Here is a 16,083-nt window from a genome sequence, read left to right as displayed (position 1 = left end):
TTTTTCGTCTTTGGCACGGGTCCAGCGTATGCCGCGGCGGCAGTAGCGTTCGGTCCATGAGACTCGGAGTCCTCGACGTCGGTTCGAACACCGTTCATCTGCTGGCGGTCGACGCCCACCGCGGCGCCCGGCCCCTGCCCGCGTATTCGCACAAGGCCGAGCTGCGGCTCGCCGAACTGCTCGACGCCGACGGCGCCATCGGGCCTGTCGGCCTCGACCGCCTCGTGACGACGATCGCCGGAGCGCTCCAGGCCGCCGAGGACAAGGGCTGCGAGGACGTGCTGGCGTTCGCGACCTCCGCCGTACGGGAGGCCAGCAACGCCGATCTGGTCCTCGGCCGCGTCAAGGCCGAGACCGGGGTGGATCTTGAGGTGCTCACCGGCCGCCAGGAGGCCCGGCTGACCTTCCTCGCCGCCCGCCGCTGGTTCGGCTGGTCCGCCGGGAAACTGCTGGTCCTGGACATCGGCGGCGGCTCCCTGGAGATCGCGTTCGGCCTGGACGAGGAACCGGACGCCACGGTCTCGCTCCCGCTGGGCGCGGGCCGCCTCACGGCGGGCTGGCTGCCCGGCGATCCCCCCGACCCCCAGGACGTACGGGCGCTGCGCCGCCACGTACGCGCCGAGATCGCCCGTACCGTGGGAGAGTTCGCGCGGTTCGGCAAGCCGGACCACGTCGTGGCGACCTCCAAGACCTTCCGCCAGCTCGCCAGGATCGCCGGCGCGGCGCGCTCCGCCGAGGGGCTGTACGTCCAGCGCGAACTGAGTCGTTCGTCACTGGAGGAGTGGGTTCCGAAGCTCGCCGGGATGACCACGCTCCGGCGCGCCGCCCTGCCCGGTGTCTCCGACGGCAGATCCGCGCAACTGCTGGCGGGAGCGCTCGTCGCGGAGGGCGCGATGGATCTCCTGGGGGTCGAGGTGCTGGAGATCTGCCCCTGGGCGCTGCGCGAGGGCGTGATCCTGAACCGGCTGGATCATCTCCCGACCACCCGGTAGCGGCCCGTAGGCTGTCTCCGTGGCAGAACCAGTGGTGCGCATCCCGGATGCGAAGGTCGCCCTGTCGACGGCCTCGGTCTATCCCGAGTCCACGGCAACGGCTTTCGAGACCGCCGCGCGCCTGGGCTACGACGGCGTCGAGGTCATGGTCTGGACCGATCCCGTCAGCCAGGACATCGAGGCGCTGCGCCGCCTCTCCGACCACCACGGGATCCCGATACTCGCGGTGCACGCCCCCTGCCTGCTCATCACCCAGCGGGTCTGGTCGACCGACCCGTGGGTGAAGCTCCGGCGGGCCAGGGCGGCGGCCGAGAAGCTCGGCGCGTCGACGGTGGTGGTCCATCCGCCGTTCCGCTGGCAGCGCCAGTACGCGCGCGACTTCGTCGAGGGCATCTGGCGGATGGCGGACGAGACGGACGTACGGTTCGCGGTCGAGAACATGTACCCGTGGCGCTACCGGGACCGCGAGATGCTCGCGTACGCCCCCGACTGGGACGTCACCAAGGACGACTACCGGCACTTCACCATCGACCTCTCGCACACCGCGACCGCCCGCAACGACGCCCTGGAGATGGCCGCGCGGATGGGCGACCGGCTGGGGCACGTCCACCTCGCGGACGGCAACGGCTCGGCGAAGGACGAGCACCTGGTGCCGGGGCGCGGCACGCAGCCCTGCGCCGAGCTGCTGGAGAACCTGGCGGGCAGCGCCTTCGACGGACACGTGGTGATCGAGGTCAACACCCGGCGCGCGATGTCGTCGGCCGAGCGCGAGTCCGACCTGGCGGAGGCGCTGGCCTTCACGCGGCTGCACCTGGCGTCGTCGTCGGCCGGGCCCGTGACACCCCCGGTGACCCCGGCCTCTTCCTCTTCGTCTTCCTCCTCGGCGGGGGCGCGTCCTTCATGACCGACACGGCTCCGCGCCGCCGCGGACGCCCCGCGCGCGACCGGTCCGCGACCGGGCCCGGCACCCGGGAGAAGATCCTGGACGCCGCCCGTACGGAATTCGCCGAGAGCGGCTACGACAAGACCTCCGTACGGGGCATCGCGAAGGCCGCCGGCGTCGACCCGGCCCTCGTACACCACTACTTCGGTACGAAGGACGAGGTCTTCGGCGCCGCCGTCGAGGTCTCCTTCGAGCCCGCCCTGCTGGTGCCGAAGCTGCTGGCCGGCGGCACGGAAGGGATCGGCGAGCGGCTGGCCCGTTTTTTCCTGGGTGTGTGGGAGAACCCGGTGAGCCGGGCGCCGCTCCTCGCGATCATCCGGTCCGCGCTGACGCACGAGGCGGCGGCGAAGATCCTGCGCACGTTCGTGCTGCAACGGATCCTGGAGCGGATCGCGGAGGAGCTGGACGTACCGAACCCGACGTTCCGCGCGGAGCTGGCAGCCTCGCAGATGGTCGGGATCATGTTCCTGCGCTATGTGATCCAGGCGGAGCCGCTCGCGTCGGTGCCTCCCGAGGAGATCGTGGCGATGGTGGCGCCGACGCTCCAGCGGTACTTGACGGACGCGGGCGCCTGAGCAGGGAGACCCGCGCGGGGTCTGCGCGACGGCATGACCGGAAAGTGGGCAGTCGTTCCGTATTGCGGACAACCTGTCCAGATCCTGGAGCCGGGGCGTACGCTCGTAGACAGTCATTTTCGACCCCGGATCCGAGGATTCACCGAAGGAGCGAGCGACGATGCCCGAGCTGAGGTCCCGCACTGTCACCCACGGCCGGAACATGGCAGGCGCACGTGCCCTGATGCGGGCGTCCGGGGTGGCGAGCGCGGACATCGGCAAGCCGATCATCGCCGTGGCCAACTCCTTCACCGAATTTGTCCCCGGGCACACCCACCTCGCCCCGGTCGGCCGGATCGTCTCCGAGGCGATCAAAGCCGCGGGCGCCGTGCCGCGCGAGTTCAACACGATCGCCGTGGACGACGGCATCGCGATGGGCCACGGCGGCATGCTCTACAGCCTGCCGTCCCGCGACCTGATCGCCGACTCCGTCGAGTACATGGTCGAGGCGCACTGCGCGGACGCGCTGATCTGCATCTCCAACTGCGACAAGATCACCCCGGGCATGCTGAACGCCGCGCTGCGCCTCAACATCCCCACCGTCTTCGTCTCCGGCGGTCCGATGGAGGCCGGCCGGGCGACCCTGGTCGACGGTACGGTCCGCAAGCTCGACCTGATCAACGCGATCTCGGACGCCGTCAACGAGTCGGTCTCGGACGAGGACATCCTCCGTATCGAGGAGAACGCCTGCCCGACCTGCGGCTCCTGTTCCGGCATGTTCACCGCCAACTCGATGAACTGCCTGACCGAGGCCATGGGCCTGTCGCTGCCCGGCAACGGCTCGGTGCTCGCCACCCACACCGCCCGCAAGGCGCTGTACGAGAACGCGGGCCGTACGGTCGTCGAGATCACCAAGCGCTACTACGAGCAGGACGACGCGTCCGTCCTGCCCCGCGCCATCGCCACCCGCGCGGCCTTCGACAACGCCATGGCCCTCGACATCGCCATGGGCGGCTCGACCAACACGATCCTGCACCTGCTGGCCGCCGCGCAGGAGGCCGAGCTGGACTACGACCTCGCCGACATCGACGCCGTCTCGCGCCGCGTCCCGTGCCTGGCCAAGGTCGCGCCGAACGTCGCCCCCGGCGGCACGTACTACATGGAGGACATCCACCGCGCCGGTGGCATCCCCGCCATCCTCGGCGAGCTGTACCGCGGCGGACTGCTCCACGAGGACGTGCACACCGTCCACTCGCCCGGCATCAAGCCGTGGCTGGAGACCTGGGACGTGCGCGGCGGCTCGCCGTCCGAGGAGGCCGTCGAGCTGTGGCACGCGGCGCCGGGCTGTGTCCGCTCCGCCGAGGCCTTCTCGCAGTCCGAGCGCTGGGACACCCTCGACACGGACGCGGCGGGCGGCTGCATCCGTGACGTGGCTCACGCGTACAGCAAGGACGGCGGACTCGCGGTCCTCAAGGGCAACCTCGCCGTCGACGGCTGTGTGGTGAAGACGGCCGGCGTGGACGAGTCGATCTGGACCTTCGAGGGTCCCGCCGTGGTCTGCGAGTCGCAGGACGAGGCCGTGGAGAAGATCCTCCGCAAGGAGATCGCGGAGGGCGATGTGATCGTCATCCGGTACGAGGGTCCGCGCGGCGGCCCCGGTATGCAGGAGATGCTCTACCCCACCTCGTACTTGAAGGGCCGCGGCCTCGGCAAGGCGTGCGCGCTCGTCACCGACGGCCGCTTCTCCGGTGGTACGTCGGGGCTGTCGATCGGGCACGCGTCGCCGGAGGCGGCCTCGGGCGGCACGATCGCGCTGGTGCACGACGGCGACCGGATCCGGATCGACATCCCGAACCGCTCGATCGAACTGCTCGTCCCGGAGGGGGAGTTGGCGACGCGGCGGGCGGCTCTCGGCGGGGTGTACGCGCCGGTCGGCCGCGAGCGCAAGGTCTCGGCGGCGCTGCGGGCGTACGCGGCGATGGCGACGAGCGCGGACAAGGGCGCGGTGCGGGACGTCTCGCGGCTGGGCTGACCGCTCTTCTGACAGCTGTGGGCCCCGCCCCCCGTGGTTTCCGGGGGGCGGGGCCCACAGCCGTGGTGCCGGCAGGTGCCTTCGCGCGGTCAGGTGCCGCGCGTCACCGGCGAGGGTGTCACCAGCGCGAGGGGTCGCGGCTGTCGACGGCGAAGACGGAACCGTCGGGGGCGCTGGCGTACACCCGGCCCGGTACGGCGACCGGCGCGGCCAGCGTCGCGGTGAACGTGTGCCGCCCGTCGTCCATACGGGGCTTGGTCTCGCCCTCCAGCACACCGCGCCGCGCGTCCACCGCGAGCAGCCGCCCGTCTCCCGCGCTGAGGTAGAGCCGCCCGTCCCGGACCACGGGGGCCGACGTCCACGCGACGGAGGTCTCCAGCCGCCACCGTTCGGAGGCCTCCTTTTTCGGGCTTCCTTCGGTCTCGACGGCCACCAGCGACCCCGCGTAGCCGATGAGGTAGACGGTGTCACCGGCGACCGTGGCCTGGGCCTGGTCGAGCGGTGAGGTGAGCGGGACGCGCCGTACGTCCCGGGTCGCCGTGTCCAGCCGTACGACTCCGACCGTCATGCTGTCGAGATTGCCGGCGAGCAGGAACAGCGCGCCGTCCGACGCCGACACCGGGGTCAGCGTGCCGGTGATCCGTTTCTCCCAGCGAAGGGCGCCGGTCGCGGGATCGACCGCGCTGACCTGGGTGGACGTACCGTCGGAGGACGCCGTCACGGCGAACAGGCCGCCGCCTCCGCTGTCCGTGCTGTCCGTCGCCACCCAGAGCGAGCCCGGTCCGCCCCTCGGCTCCGTCCAGCGTTCCTCGCCCGTCGCGCCGTCGAGGGAGCGGACCATGCCGTCGTCGGCCACGAGCAGGACCGCGTCACCGGCGTGGCGGACGACGGGGTACGAGGACAGGTCGACGTCCCAGCGCTTCGCGCCCGAGGCGGGGTCGAGCGCCTCCAGGTGGCCGCCGTTCCCGGTGATGACGTGCAGGAGGCCGCCCGACAGGACGGGCGCCGCGCCGCCCACGCTGTCCGGCGTCGTACCGGCGCTCTTCTTCGACCAGTCGAGGTGGCCGTCCATGGGATCGAGCCGGGCCGCCTTGATGCCCGGAGCCGCGCAGTAGACACCCGTACCGTCCGCCGCGCAGGCGGGTATGCGGTTCTCGCCCGTACCGCCGCGCAGTTGGAGGTCCCAGGGGCGGAACTCCTTTGTCGCGGAGTCCGCTCGGCCGGGGCGTGTCTTGGCGGGCGACGGGCCGGGCCCGTCGCCCGCCGCGTGCATCCCGACCAGGCCCGCTCCCGCCGTCACGGCCAGGACGGCGGCTATCGCGGCCCAACGTACTCGCGGGCGGCGGCGGTTGAGCGACAGGACGGTCCACGGCCGGCCGCCGCGGGACCGGCCGGCCTTGGGATGGGTCGTGGGGGTCGGGTCGCCGCCGTCGGTCCTGGGCTTCCGGCTCGGCGGCACGAGCGCGGTCGCCGTGCCCTTCCGGTCCGTACGCAGCGCGGCCATCAGCTCGTCGGGCGTCGGCCGGTCGGCCGGCTCCTTCGCCAGGCAGCGGGCGACCAGCGGCTGGACGCTCTCGGGCACACCCGACAGGTCCGGTTCGTCGTGGACGACCTGGTACGCGACGATGTACGGGCTGTCCGAGTCGAAGGGCCCCTTGCCGGTCGCCGCGTGGACGAGCACCGCGCCCATCGCGAACACGTCGGCGGCCGGGCCGACTTCACGCGGTCGCTGGAACTGCTCCGGCGCCATGAACGGCGGGGTGCCGATCAACCGGCCCGTCTCCGTGTGCAGATCACTGTCCGTAGGACGCGAGATGCCGAAGTCGATGACCTTGGGACCGTCCGCCGCGAGCAGGACGTTGCTGGGCTTGAGGTCGCGGTGCACCACACCGGCCCGGTGGATGTCCCGCAATCCCTCCGCCAGGCCCGCACCGAGCTGGATCAGCTCGTCCGTACTCAGCGGCCCGCTCCGCTTCACCCGCTCGGACAGGGTGGGGCCGTCGATGAACAGCGTGGCCATCCACGGCCGTTCGGCTTCCGGATCGGCGTCCACGACGGGCGCGGTGAACGCGCCGCTGACCCGGCGGGCGGCCGTGATCTCCTGCCGGAAACGGGCTCTGAACTCGGGATCCGAGGCGTGGTGAGAGTGAATGATCTTGACGGCCAGGCGCAACCCCGAAGCGGATGTGGCCAGATGGACCGCACCCATTCCACCCGAACCCAGGTCGGATTCGAGCAGGTAGCGACCGGCGTATTCCGGACGCTCCGCTTCCGGGGCCTGCCCGGTGTTGCGCAGTGGTGGCATCGCCCACCCCCGTGTGTTCGTGCGCAAGCGCGACGCACGGAGCCTAGTCGATGATGCGTGCGATCCAGCCACGGGTTGCTAGCCTCGCGGCGCAGGGTGCGCACCTTCAATGGGGGAGGACAAATGTCGATCGAAGAGGCGGAGAACGCTCCGGTGGTCGTGGAAGCGACGGACGGGGGGACCGCTGAGCCGGCTGCCGGGCCGGCTGTGGCGCTGGTGGGGGAACCGACCGTGGCGGCGATGGCGACGACGGCCACGCGGTATCCGGTCGCGCCGGGTTACCGGGTGAACGTCCGCAGCGGGCCGGGGACGAACTACCAGATCGTGCGGGTGCTGGCGTACGGCGCGAGTGTGCCGATCAACTGCCAGAAGCCGGGGGAGTGGATCTCGGGGCCGTACGGGACGACCAACCTCTGGGACTGCATCGCCAACGGACAGTTCGTCTCGGACTCGTACGTCCACACGGGGTCCGACGGGTACGTGGCGCCGCACTGCTCCTGACGCCACTGCTCCTGACGCCGCCGCTCCGTGCGCACGGTGACACGACCGTCACCGTGCGTACGGCGGTATCCGGCCAGGGAGACCAGGGATACTCGGTCCCGTGAGCGAGCACACCGAACAACCCGAGCGCCCCACCGACACGAAGGCCACGGCTCCGGCGGTCACGGCAGCCATGTCGACCGCCGGCACCGGCCCCACCGGCCGTCCCACCGATGGTCCCACCGGCGGTCCCGAACCTGAGACGCTGCCCTTCTTCGGCACGACCTGGCTCGGCCACGACGGCGGCTACGGTCTCCGCCGCGTCGGCGCGGCCCTCGGCTCGCTGGCCGCCGCCGTGGCCGCGTGCTTCGTGCTCGACTTCGCGTACGAGGGGCTGGCGATCGCGGGCGTCGGCGGCTTCGTGGACGTCCTGCTGGTGGTGATGTTCGCGGTGTGTAGCGTGCTCGCGTTCCGCCAGACCTGGGCGGGCTTCTCCCGCCGCCCGGCCGACCCGGACCGGGACGCGTCCCTGCGCAGTCTCAAGATGATCGGCTTTGTCGGCTCGCTGCTCGCGTACTTCCTACGCTCGTTCACCGAGGCCCCGGGCGAGGGCCTGCGGCGCCGCGAGTACGAGACGGCGGTCACCGAGTACGAACGCCGCAGGTCCGCCCGTACCGGCAACCCGGCGGCCCGCGGCACCACCAAGGGCCGCCGCCCCAAACGCCGCTAGAACGCCGTCCGGGAAACGCGGTCCGGGAAACGCCGTCCAGAAAACGTGGCCCGGGAAACGTGGCTCAGGACAGGATGTGCCGTATGAACGAGCGCGCTCTGTCCTTCGACGCCGTCGCCGAGCAGTACGACACCGCCCGCCCCGGCTATCCGCCCGCCCTCTTCGACACGATCGAGGCCGCGACCGGCCGCCCGCTGCGCGGCTCGCGCGTCGTGGACGTCGGCGCGGGCACCGGAATCGCCACCCGGCTGCTGCGCGAGCGCAGCGCGCTCGTCGTGGCCGTCGAACCCGGCCCCGGGATGGCGGCCCGGCTGCGGCTCTCCCTCCCCGACGTACCGCTCGTACGCGGCTTCGGCGACGCGCTGCCCCTCGCCGGCGCCTCCGCCGACCTCATCACGTACGCCCAGGCCTGGCACTGGACCGACCCGGCCCGCTCCCTCCCCGAGGCGATGCGGGTCCTGCGCCCCGGCGGCGCGCTCGCCCTGTGGTGGAACGTCTCGGACCGCGCCGTGCCCTGGATCGCCGAGCAGGACGCCCGGCTGCGGGAGGAGGCGGGCGACGCGGCGCACGGGGCCCACGGCACGGGAGCGCGCGACCGGCATGTGCCGACGGGGCCGGAGACCGTACGGCGGCGGGTGCCGTGGTCCCGCCGCGTCCCGCTGGCCACCCACCTGGACAACCTGGGCAGCCACTCCGTCTTCCGCGTGCTGGGGGACGAGGCCACGACCGCTTTCCTCGACCGGGAGCGCGACGAACTGCTGAGGCTTTTCCCCGACGGGACGGTGGAGGAGTCGTACGTGGTCGAGTTGACCCTCACGTTTCGGCCGCCCGCGTCGTCTTCCCGGTAGACGCGAAAGCCGGGCAGGACATCCGACCGGCAGGACACCTGGCAGGACATCTGGGGAGAGGAGCCGACCCAATGGCGGACCCGGCCGAATTCGAGCAACAGCGCAGCCGCCTGTGGGCGATCGCGTACCGCGTCACGGGCTCCGTCGCGGACGCGGACGACGCGGTGCAGGAAAGCTGGCTGCGCTGGCAGGGGCTGCCGGACGGACAGGTCCACGACCCCCGGGCGTATCTGACGACCGTGGTCAGCCGGATCTGTTACGACCAGCTCGGCTCGGCGCGCGCCCGGCGCGAGGTGTACGTCGGACCCTGGCTCCCCGAGCCCGTGGTCACCGAGTCCGGGCCCGAGGACCGGGCGACGCTCGACGAGTCCGTCGGGGTCGCTCTGCTCACCGTGCTGGAGCGGCTGACTCCGGCGGAGCGGACGGCCCTGATCCTGCACGACGTGTTCGCGGTGCCGTTCCCGGAGATCGCCGAGGTCGTCGGCCGTACGCCCGATTCCGTACGGCAGCTGGCCTCCCGCGCCCGCCGCCGGGTCCGCGCCGAGGCCCCGCGCCGCTCGGTCGACCGGGACGAGCACCGCAGGGCCGTGGACGCCTTCCTCGCCGCCGTGATGGGCGGGGACTTCGACGGGCTGCTCCAGATCCTCGACCCGGACGTGGTGTGGCGCTCCGACGGCGGCGGCCTCGTCACGGCGGCCCGCCTCCCGCTCCTGGGCCACGAGAAGGCCGCCCGTTTCGCCGTTCTCATCACCCGCGGCTACGACCCGGAGACGATGTCCCTGCTCGCGCGGGACGTGAACGGCGCCCCGGGGCTGATCCTCACCGACGTCACCGACCCCACCGGCGCCCCGTCCGTGGTCTTCGCCTTCACGGTGCACGAAGGCCGGATCACGGAGGTCGACGCGATACTCAACCCGGAGAAGCTGCGACACCTCGCACGTCCCGCCCACTGACCCGTCAGGACCGACCCCAGGACGGACCGGAACAACCTCAGGACGGAGGTGTCACACCCGAAGGGGCTGCGTCGTCCCCCTTGCATGACACAGCCACGAACACAGGACAAGAAGCTCCCCTCCGCCCACCACGTCGTTGTCGTCGGCGCGGGATACGGCGGTCTGATGACCGCGCTGCGCCTCGCGCCGCACACCCGGGTCACGCTGGTCGACCCGGCCGGAGACTTCACCGAGCGCGTCCGGCTCCACGAACGGGCCTCCGGGCGCCCCGACGTCACCCACCCACTCGACGGATTCCTTCGCGGCACGGGCATCACGCACGTCGCCGCACGGGCGACCCGGCTGGACCTGGCCGCCCGGGAGGTCCACACCGACGACGGCCGGGTCCTCCACTACGACCGCCTGGTCCACGCCCTCGGCAGCCGCACCACCCCCGTCGAGGGGACACCGGCGGACAAGGAGCGCGCCTACACCACCGAGTCCGCCGCCGAACTGCACAAGCGCCTCCTCGAAGGCCCCGGCTCCCTGGCCGTCGTCGGCGGCGGCCTCACCGGCGTCGAACTGGCCACCGAACTCGCCGAGACCCACCCCGGATGGGAGATCGGCCTGCACACCCGGGGGGCTGTCGGCGCGAGCCTGTCGGAGCGCGGCCGGGCGCACGTCCGTACGGTGCTGACGGAGAGGGGCGTACGGGTCGAGGAGGGCCGCCGCGTCGCGGGCCCGGACGCGGTCGACGCGGACGTGGTGCTCTGGGCCGCCTCGATGGTCCCCGTCACCGGCCTGGCCACCGCCGCCGGGCTCGCGGTCGACGGGTCCGGCCGGATCGCGGTCGACACCGCGCTGCGCTCCGTGTCCCACCCCGAGGTCTACGCCGTGGGCGATTCGGCCGCCGCGCACACCGCGGAGGCCGGCCCCCTGCGCATGGCGTGCGCCACCGCGCTGCCGACGGGCGCGCACGCCGCCCTCGCGATCGCCGCCGACCTGCGCGGCGAGGAGCCCGCCCCGCTGCGGTTCGGCTTTGTGCTCCAGTGCGTGAGCCTCGGCCGCCGGGACGGGGTGATCCAGCCGGTCCGGGCCGACGACTCCCCCCGCGCCCGGGTCCTCACCGGCCGCCCGGCCGCCTACGTCAAGGAACAGGTGGTCCTGTCCACGGTCCGCATGCTGCGCCTGGCCTCCCGCCGCCCCTCCGCCATCCGCTACGTCCCCGGCTTCGGCTAGGGCTCTCGCCCGGTTCCGTTTCGGGCTCTGCCCGGTGGCTGCGCGGGGTCACGGCGCAGCACCGATCGCTCCTAGACCTTGCAGGTGGTGACTGCGGCCGCTGCGGCGGTGACCGCGCCGGCGTTGGCGGCGACCGCCGCTTCGGCGGAGGTGACAGCGGCGGTCGCGGTGGCGGTGGCGGTCGTGGCGGCGGCGGTGACGGCGGCCGCGTCAGGCGGCACGGCGGCCAGGGCCGCGGTGAGGGTCTTGAGCGCCGCGGCGGCGCCGGCCGCGTCCGCCGCGGCGGCGACCGCGGCGGTACGGGCCTTGGTCACGGCGGCTTCCGTGGTGGTCGTGGCGGCGGCGCAGGTGACGGGGTCGGGGACGGCCACCCGCGGCGCGGAGGCCGGGGCGGCGCCGACGGGAGCCACGGTGAGTACGGTGCCGCCGACCGCGAGAACCACGGTGGTCAGAGACGCGAGAGCGATGCGGTGGATCGTCATACGGACTCCAAAGGCCCGGCCGGCCCGGGACCGGGCCGGCTCACATGGGGAAGAAGATCACTAAAAGTCCCCTATGTCCTCCTGGAGATCGCGTCCGCGCCGGCGAAAACACCTGGGGCAAAGGCGTTTTGACCAGACGGGGGAGCCGGTCCGCCGCCCGGCCGGGCCCGCCCGCCCTCTTCGCGGCGACCGCAACTCAGGGCCGTATGGCGGTGCCTGCGCGCCCGGAACGTCCGGCGGGCGTCCGGCGCGCGCCCGGCGACGGGCCCCCGGACCGGATATCTCCGCTCCGGGGGCCCGCCCGCTGCTACTTCAGGTGCCGGTCCAGGAACCGGCAGCCGTCCTCCAGCTCGAACGGCGGGGTGCCGGTGTGCCCGCCCGGATTGGCGTGCAGCGTCTTCTCCTTGCTGCCGAAGGCGTCGAACAGGTCCAGGGCCCGCTGCCGGGGGTTTCCCTCGTCGTCCCACTGCACCAGGAACAGCAGCGGAACGGTGACCCGCCGGGCCTCCTCGCGCAGGGCGCGGGGCACGTACCCCCCGGCGAAGAAGCCCGCGGCGGCGATGCGCGGCTCGGCCAGCGCCAGGCTGATGCCGAGGGCGGTCCATCCCCCGGAGTACCCGACCGGGCCGTCGATCCCGGGCAGTGCGAGGAGGGCGTCCAGCGTGGTCCGCCATTCCGGGACCGCGTTTTCGACGAGCGGGCCGATGAAGGACTCGAAGATCTCATCGACCGGTTCGCCGGCCCGCATGGCCCGGCGGAGTTCGGCGCGGGTCTGCTCGTCGGCGGCGGAACGGGGACGGTCACCGCACCCGGCGGCGTCGATCGTGGCCACCGTGTAGCCGCGCGCCGCGGTGTACCGGGCCCGGGCCACCAGCCGGGGTTCCGCCTTGGGCAGGCCGTTGTTGTGGGCCATCAGGACCAGCGGGGCCGGTGCGGCGGATTCGGGCGTCCACAGGGTGCCGGGAATCTCGCCGAGGGTGAACTCGCGTTCCAGAACGCCGTTGTCGAGGCGCTGTTCGGAAGTGAATCGCATGGTCGTGCCTTTCGGGAGTGCTCGTGTACGGCGCTCCCGGACGACCTATCGCCCGACCATGACCCCGGAGGGGAGCACCCATGTCGATACAGCGTTCACGGGTACCACCTCCTCGTTCTCTCGCACGGCCTCCAGGAACGTAGCAGCGGCCGCCGCGGTCCGCCAACGGATTTACGGAGGCTCCGCGGCCGGACGCCGGGAAGGCCCTCGCCCGAAGGCCCCCCCGTATCAACCCCCTTGACGGCGGCAGCCGGTGCTCGCACTATTCATCACATGATGAATTATTCGGGAGCCGCCGTCCAGGCCCGCGGCCTCACCGTCCGGCGAGGCGACAGAACCGTCCTGCGCGGTCTCGACTTCGCCGTCCCGCCCGGCCGGATCACCGGCCTCCTCGGCCCGTCCGGCTGCGGCAAGTCCACCCTGATGCGCTCCGTCGTCGGCACCCAGGCCCAGGTCACCGGCACGCTCGACGTCCTCGGCCACCCCGCGGGCCACGCCACCCTGCGCTCACGCGTCGGCTACGTGACCCAATCCCCGTCCGTCTACGCCGACCTCACGGTCCGCCAGAACCTCCACTACTTCGCCGCCGTCCTCGACCCCGGTCGCGCCCGCCGCGACGCCCGCGAGGAATCCGTCGCCCGCGCCATCGGCGACGTCGCCCTCGTCTCCCACGCCGACGCGCTCGCGGGCCGGCTCTCCGGCGGCCAGCTCAACCGCGTCTCCCTGGCCGTGGCCCTGCTCGGCTCACCCGAACTGCTCGTCCTCGACGAACCGACCGTCGGCCTCGACCCCGTCCTGCGCCGCGACCTGTGGGAGCTCTTCCACTGGATCGCCGCCCAGCGCGCCGCCACGATCCTCGTCTCCTCCCACGTCATGGACGAAGCCGAACGCTGCGACCGCCTGCTCCTCATGCGCGACGGCGAGATCCTCGCCGACGACACCCCCGACGCCCTGCGCCGCCGTACGGACTCCGAGAACGTCGAACAAGCCTTCCTCCACCTGGTCGACGAGGCCAACGCACTCCAGGAGAGCGCCCGATGAGCACCACGACCCCCCTCACCGGCACCACCGGCGACAGCGCCGGCCCCGCGAGCGCCCCCGCCCCGGGCTCCCGCCTCGGCGGCACCCTCTCCACCGCCAGGACCCTCGCCACCGCCGCCCGCGTCCTGCGCCAGCTCCGCCACGACCCGCGCTCCATCGCGCTGATGATCCTCGTCCCGTGCGTGATGCTCTTCCTGCTCCGGTACGTCTTCGACGGCAGCCCGCGCACCTTCGACTCCATCGGCGCCTCGCTGCTGGGCATCTTCCCGCTCATCACCATGTTCCTGGTGACCTCGATCGCCACCCTGCGCGAACGCACCTCCGGCACCCTGGAACGCCTGCTCGCCATGCCGCTGGGCAAGGGCGACCTGATCGCCGGCTACGCCCTCGCCTTCGGCCTGCTCGCCCTCATCCAGTCCACCCTCGCCACCGGCCTCGCCGTCTGGGCCCTCGGCCTCGACGTCGTCGGCTCCCCCTGGCTCCTGCTGCTGGTCGCGCTCCTCGACGCCCTGCTCGGCACCGCGCTCGGCCTGTTCGTCTCCGCCTTCGCCGCGTCCGAGTTCCAGGCCGTCCAGTTCATGCCCGCGGTGATCTTCCCCCAGCTGCTGCTGTGCGGACTGTTCACCCCGCGCTCCGCCATGCAGCCCGTCCTGGAGGCGATCTCCGACGTCCTGCCCATGTCGTACGCCGTCGACGGCATGAACCAGGTCCTCCGCCACACCGACATCACCGGCGACTTCGTCCGCGACGCCCTGGTCGTCGCGGGCTGCGCCCTCCTCGTCCTCGCCCTCGGCGCGGCGACCCTCCGCCGCCGTACCGCCTGACCGCCGTGCCGCCTGACCGCCGTACCGCCTGGCCGGGCACCGCCTGACCGCCGTACGGCCCGACCCCACGCCCACCCCCGACGCGGCGCCCGCCCCTCGGACACCGCCCGCTCCCCGCCGCCCCCGGTGCGAGGATGGTCACGTACGACCGCCCCACCCACCCACCGGCGAGGTGACCCCGTAATGAGCAAGACAGTCGCAGTCCTCGGCACCGGAAAAATCGGCGAGGCACTGCTCAGCGGCATGATCCGGGCCGGCTGGCGCCCCGCGCACCTCCTGGTCACCACCCGCCGCCCCGAACGGGCCACGGAACTTCACGACCGCTACGGCGTCGAACCCGCCACCAACGCCGACGCCGCCAAACGCGCCGACACCCTCATCCTCGCCGTCAAACCCCAGGACATGGGCAAGCTCCTGGACGAGCTGGGCCCCCACCTCACCCCCGACCGCCTCGTCATCAGCGCGGCCGCCGGCATCACCACCGCGTTCATCGAGGAACGCCTCGCCACCGGCACCCCCGTCGTCCGCGTCATGCCCAACACCCCTGTCCTCGTGGACGAAGGCATGTCCGTCATCTCCGCGGGCAGCCACGCCCTCGCCGCCCACCTCACGCACACCGAGGAGATCTTCGGCGGAGTCGGCAAGACGCTCCGCGTCCCCGAGTCCCAGCAGGACGCGGCCACCGCCCTCTCCGGCTCGGGCCCCGCCTACTTCTACTTCCTCGTCGAGGCGATGACCGACGCCGGCATCCTCCTCGGCCTGCCCCGCGCCCAGGCCCACGACCTCATCGTCCAGGCCGCCATCGGCGCCGCCGTGATGCTCCGGGACAGCGGCGAACACCCCGTGAAGCTCCGCGAAGCCGTGACCTCCCCGGCCGGCACCACCATCAGCGCCATCCGCGAGCTGGAGAACCACGGGGTACGCGCCGCCCTCATCGCCGCCATCGAAGCGGCCCGCGACCGCAGCCGCGCACTCGCCTCCGGCAACGGCTGACCGCTACGGCCGACAGGGCGCGGCGGGCGGACCCGATCAGGCCCGCCCCCCTCAGCCGGCCGCCGCCACCAGCTCCTCCGTCGTCACGACCTTCGCGAACCCGCCACCGTGCAACGACACCGCCGTGGCCCGCGACAGCTCGTCCGCCGTCCGCGTCCAGCCGAACGGGCCCTCCAGATCGAACGTGTGCATCGCGTCGAGCGGAAAGAACACCTCGTACCCGAGATTCCCGCCCATCCGCGCGGTCGTCTCGTTGCACATGTTCGTCTGGATCCCCGCCACCACGATCTGCCCCACACCCGCGCCCTTGAGCCACGCGTCCAGATCCGGCTCGCCGTAGAACGCCGAGTTCACGCTCTTCGTCACCAACAGCTCAGGCCCGCTCCCCTTCCCCCGCCGCTGCTCCACGAAGTCCTTGAAGCCGTTCCCCGCGTACCCCGGCCGCAACGGTGACGCCGACCCCTCCACCTGCGTCGAGTCGTGCCGTACGAACACCACCGGCCGCCCGCTCGACTGCCACACGTCGATCAGCGCGGCGATGTTCCCCTCCGCGCCCGGATTGTTCCGCCGCCCCCAGACCTCCTCCTCGAACCCCTTCTGCACGTCCACGATCACCAGCGCCGCGTTCTCCCGCATCTCCATGCCTCCGATCCTG

The 16,083-nt window shown here is 72.5% G+C and carries 16 protein-coding genes; 12 read left to right on the top strand and 4 right to left on the bottom strand.

Translation table 11 applies throughout. The annotated features are described in order from the left end of the window. Positions 1 to 56 precede the first annotated feature (56 nt). From OG349_RS15485 to ilvD, 4 genes are all read left to right on the top strand, one after another. On the top strand, positions 57 to 992 hold the full coding sequence (locus OG349_RS15485; RefSeq protein WP_327235159.1) for a Ppx/GppA phosphatase family protein: 936 nt from the start codon (positions 57 to 59) through the stop codon (positions 990 to 992). A 19-nt stretch (positions 993 to 1,011) separates the two neighbouring features. Then, positions 1,012 to 1,896 (top strand): sugar phosphate isomerase/epimerase family protein, encoded by an 885-nt coding sequence (locus OG349_RS15480; protein ID WP_327235158.1) that lies wholly within the window; start codon positions 1,012 to 1,014, stop codon positions 1,894 to 1,896. Beyond that, entirely contained in the window at positions 1,893 to 2,510 is a 618-nt protein-coding gene (locus tag OG349_RS15475; RefSeq protein ID WP_327235157.1) for a TetR/AcrR family transcriptional regulator, read from the top strand. Before OG349_RS15480 ends, OG349_RS15475 begins: the two co-directional genes overlap by 4 nt. 160 nt (positions 2,511 to 2,670) lie before the next feature. After that, complete coding sequence (gene ilvD, locus OG349_RS15470; protein WP_327235156.1) at positions 2,671 to 4,521, top strand: dihydroxy-acid dehydratase; 1,851 nt, start codon at positions 2,671 to 2,673, stop codon at positions 4,519 to 4,521. Positions 4,522 to 4,639: 118 nt separating this feature from the next. Here ilvD and OG349_RS15465 read toward each other — a convergent pair whose 3' ends face one another. Then, positions 4,640 to 6,826, bottom strand: coding sequence for a serine/threonine-protein kinase (locus tag OG349_RS15465; RefSeq protein ID WP_327238586.1), 2,187 nt, complete (start codon positions 6,824 to 6,826; stop codon positions 4,640 to 4,642). 123 nt (positions 6,827 to 6,949) lie between these two features. Between OG349_RS15465 and OG349_RS15460 the strand changes: the two genes are divergently transcribed. The 5 genes from OG349_RS15460 to OG349_RS15440 all read left to right on the top strand — a co-directional run bounded on the left by OG349_RS15460 (position 6,950) and on the right by OG349_RS15440 (position 11,055). Further along, positions 6,950 to 7,327 carry an SH3 domain-containing protein gene (locus OG349_RS15460; protein WP_442806256.1) on the top strand — a complete coding sequence of 126 codons (378 nt, stop codon included), beginning with the start codon at positions 6,950 to 6,952 and terminating at the stop codon, positions 7,325 to 7,327. 172 nt (positions 7,328 to 7,499) lie between these two features. Further along, positions 7,500 to 8,036, top strand: coding sequence for a hypothetical protein (locus tag OG349_RS15455; RefSeq protein WP_327238584.1), 537 nt, complete (start codon positions 7,500 to 7,502; stop codon positions 8,034 to 8,036). Between the two features lie 74 nt (positions 8,037 to 8,110). Further along, positions 8,111 to 8,884: a class I SAM-dependent methyltransferase gene (locus OG349_RS15450; protein ID WP_442806387.1), complete on the top strand. Its 774-nt coding sequence runs from the start codon at positions 8,111 to 8,113 to the stop codon at positions 8,882 to 8,884. A 71-nt stretch (positions 8,885 to 8,955) separates the two neighbouring features. Beyond that, positions 8,956 to 9,837, top strand: a complete 882-nt coding sequence (gene sigJ / locus OG349_RS15445) for an RNA polymerase sigma factor SigJ (RefSeq protein WP_327235154.1) — start codon at positions 8,956 to 8,958, stop codon at positions 9,835 to 9,837. Between the two features lie 84 nt (positions 9,838 to 9,921). Next, the gene (locus tag OG349_RS15440) at positions 9,922 to 11,055 is read left to right on the top strand and encodes an NAD(P)/FAD-dependent oxidoreductase (RefSeq protein WP_327235153.1); all 1,134 of its coding nucleotides are present in this window, start codon (positions 9,922 to 9,924) and stop codon (positions 11,053 to 11,055) included. Positions 11,056 to 11,126: 71 nt separating this feature from the next. On the opposite strand, the gene OG349_RS15435 is transcribed toward OG349_RS15440, so the two are convergent. Together OG349_RS15435 and OG349_RS15430 are read right to left on the bottom strand one after the other, a co-directional pair. Continuing rightward, positions 11,127 to 11,537 (bottom strand): hypothetical protein, encoded by a 411-nt coding sequence (locus OG349_RS15435; protein WP_327235152.1) that lies wholly within the window; start codon positions 11,535 to 11,537, stop codon positions 11,127 to 11,129. A 307-nt stretch (positions 11,538 to 11,844) separates the two neighbouring features. Then, positions 11,845 to 12,570, bottom strand: coding sequence for a dienelactone hydrolase family protein (locus OG349_RS15430; protein WP_327235151.1), 726 nt, complete (start codon positions 12,568 to 12,570; stop codon positions 11,845 to 11,847). Positions 12,571 to 12,843: 273 nt separating this feature from the next. Here OG349_RS15430 and OG349_RS15425 point away from each other — a divergent pair, with 273 nt between their 5' ends. The 3 genes from OG349_RS15425 to proC all read left to right on the top strand — a co-directional run bounded on the left by OG349_RS15425 (position 12,844) and on the right by proC (position 15,428). Then, positions 12,844 to 13,611: an ABC transporter ATP-binding protein gene (locus OG349_RS15425; RefSeq protein ID WP_327235150.1), complete on the top strand. Its 768-nt coding sequence runs from the start codon at positions 12,844 to 12,846 to the stop codon at positions 13,609 to 13,611. Beyond that, on the top strand, positions 13,608 to 14,435 hold the full coding sequence (locus OG349_RS15420; RefSeq protein WP_327235149.1) for an ABC transporter permease: 828 nt from the start codon (positions 13,608 to 13,610) through the stop codon (positions 14,433 to 14,435). The genes OG349_RS15425 and OG349_RS15420 overlap by 4 nt, the downstream gene beginning before the upstream one ends. A 183-nt stretch (positions 14,436 to 14,618) precedes the next feature. Beyond that, positions 14,619 to 15,428, top strand: a complete 810-nt coding sequence (gene proC, locus OG349_RS15415) for a pyrroline-5-carboxylate reductase (RefSeq protein WP_327235148.1) — start codon at positions 14,619 to 14,621, stop codon at positions 15,426 to 15,428. Positions 15,429 to 15,479: 51 nt separating this feature from the next. Here the strand turns inward: proC and OG349_RS15410 are convergent, their stop codons facing one another. Next, entirely contained in the window at positions 15,480 to 16,070 is a 591-nt protein-coding gene (locus tag OG349_RS15410) for a cysteine hydrolase family protein (protein ID WP_327235147.1), read from the bottom strand. Between the last annotated feature and the right edge of the window lie 13 nt (positions 16,071 to 16,083).

The sequence above is a fragment of the Streptomyces sp. NBC_01317 genome, assembly GCF_035961655.1.
In the GTDB taxonomy this organism is placed as follows: Bacteria; Actinomycetota; Actinomycetes; order Streptomycetales; family Streptomycetaceae; genus Streptomyces.
This window is presented reverse-complemented; position numbering and strand designations above follow the sequence as displayed.

Bases quoted from the DNA above. Each gene is read 5' to 3' on its own strand.
- OG349_RS15485 (WP_327235159.1), top strand. From the start codon at position 57: ATGAGACTCGGAGTCCTCGACGTCGGTTCGAACACCGTTCATCTGCTG.
- OG349_RS15475 (WP_327235157.1), top strand. From the start codon at position 1,893: ATGACCGACACGGCTCCGCGCCGCCGCGGACGCCCCGCGCGCGACCGG.
- ilvD (WP_327235156.1), top strand. From the start codon at position 2,671: ATGCCCGAGCTGAGGTCCCGCACTGTCACCCACGGCCGGAACATGGCA.
- OG349_RS15465 (WP_327238586.1), bottom strand. From the start codon at position 6,826: ATGCCACCACTGCGCAACACCGGGCAGGCCCCGGAAGCGGAGCGTCCG.
- OG349_RS15460 (WP_442806256.1), top strand. From the start codon at position 6,950: ATGTCGATCGAAGAGGCGGAGAACGCTCCGGTGGTCGTGGAAGCGACG.
- OG349_RS15455 (WP_327238584.1), top strand. From the start codon at position 7,500: ATGTCGACCGCCGGCACCGGCCCCACCGGCCGTCCCACCGATGGTCCC.
- OG349_RS15450 (WP_442806387.1), top strand. From the start codon at position 8,111: ATGTGCCGTATGAACGAGCGCGCTCTGTCCTTCGACGCCGTCGCCGAG.
- sigJ (WP_327235154.1), top strand. From the start codon at position 8,956: ATGGCGGACCCGGCCGAATTCGAGCAACAGCGCAGCCGCCTGTGGGCG.
- OG349_RS15440 (WP_327235153.1), top strand. From the start codon at position 9,922: ATGACACAGCCACGAACACAGGACAAGAAGCTCCCCTCCGCCCACCAC.
- OG349_RS15435 (WP_327235152.1), bottom strand. From the start codon at position 11,537: ATGACGATCCACCGCATCGCTCTCGCGTCTCTGACCACCGTGGTTCTC.
- OG349_RS15430 (WP_327235151.1), bottom strand. From the start codon at position 12,570: ATGCGATTCACTTCCGAACAGCGCCTCGACAACGGCGTTCTGGAACGC.
- OG349_RS15425 (WP_327235150.1), top strand. From the start codon at position 12,844: ATGATGAATTATTCGGGAGCCGCCGTCCAGGCCCGCGGCCTCACCGTC.
- OG349_RS15420 (WP_327235149.1), top strand. From the start codon at position 13,608: ATGAGCACCACGACCCCCCTCACCGGCACCACCGGCGACAGCGCCGGC.
- proC (WP_327235148.1), top strand. From the start codon at position 14,619: ATGAGCAAGACAGTCGCAGTCCTCGGCACCGGAAAAATCGGCGAGGCA.
- OG349_RS15410 (WP_327235147.1), bottom strand. From the start codon at position 16,070: ATGGAGATGCGGGAGAACGCGGCGCTGGTGATCGTGGACGTGCAGAAG.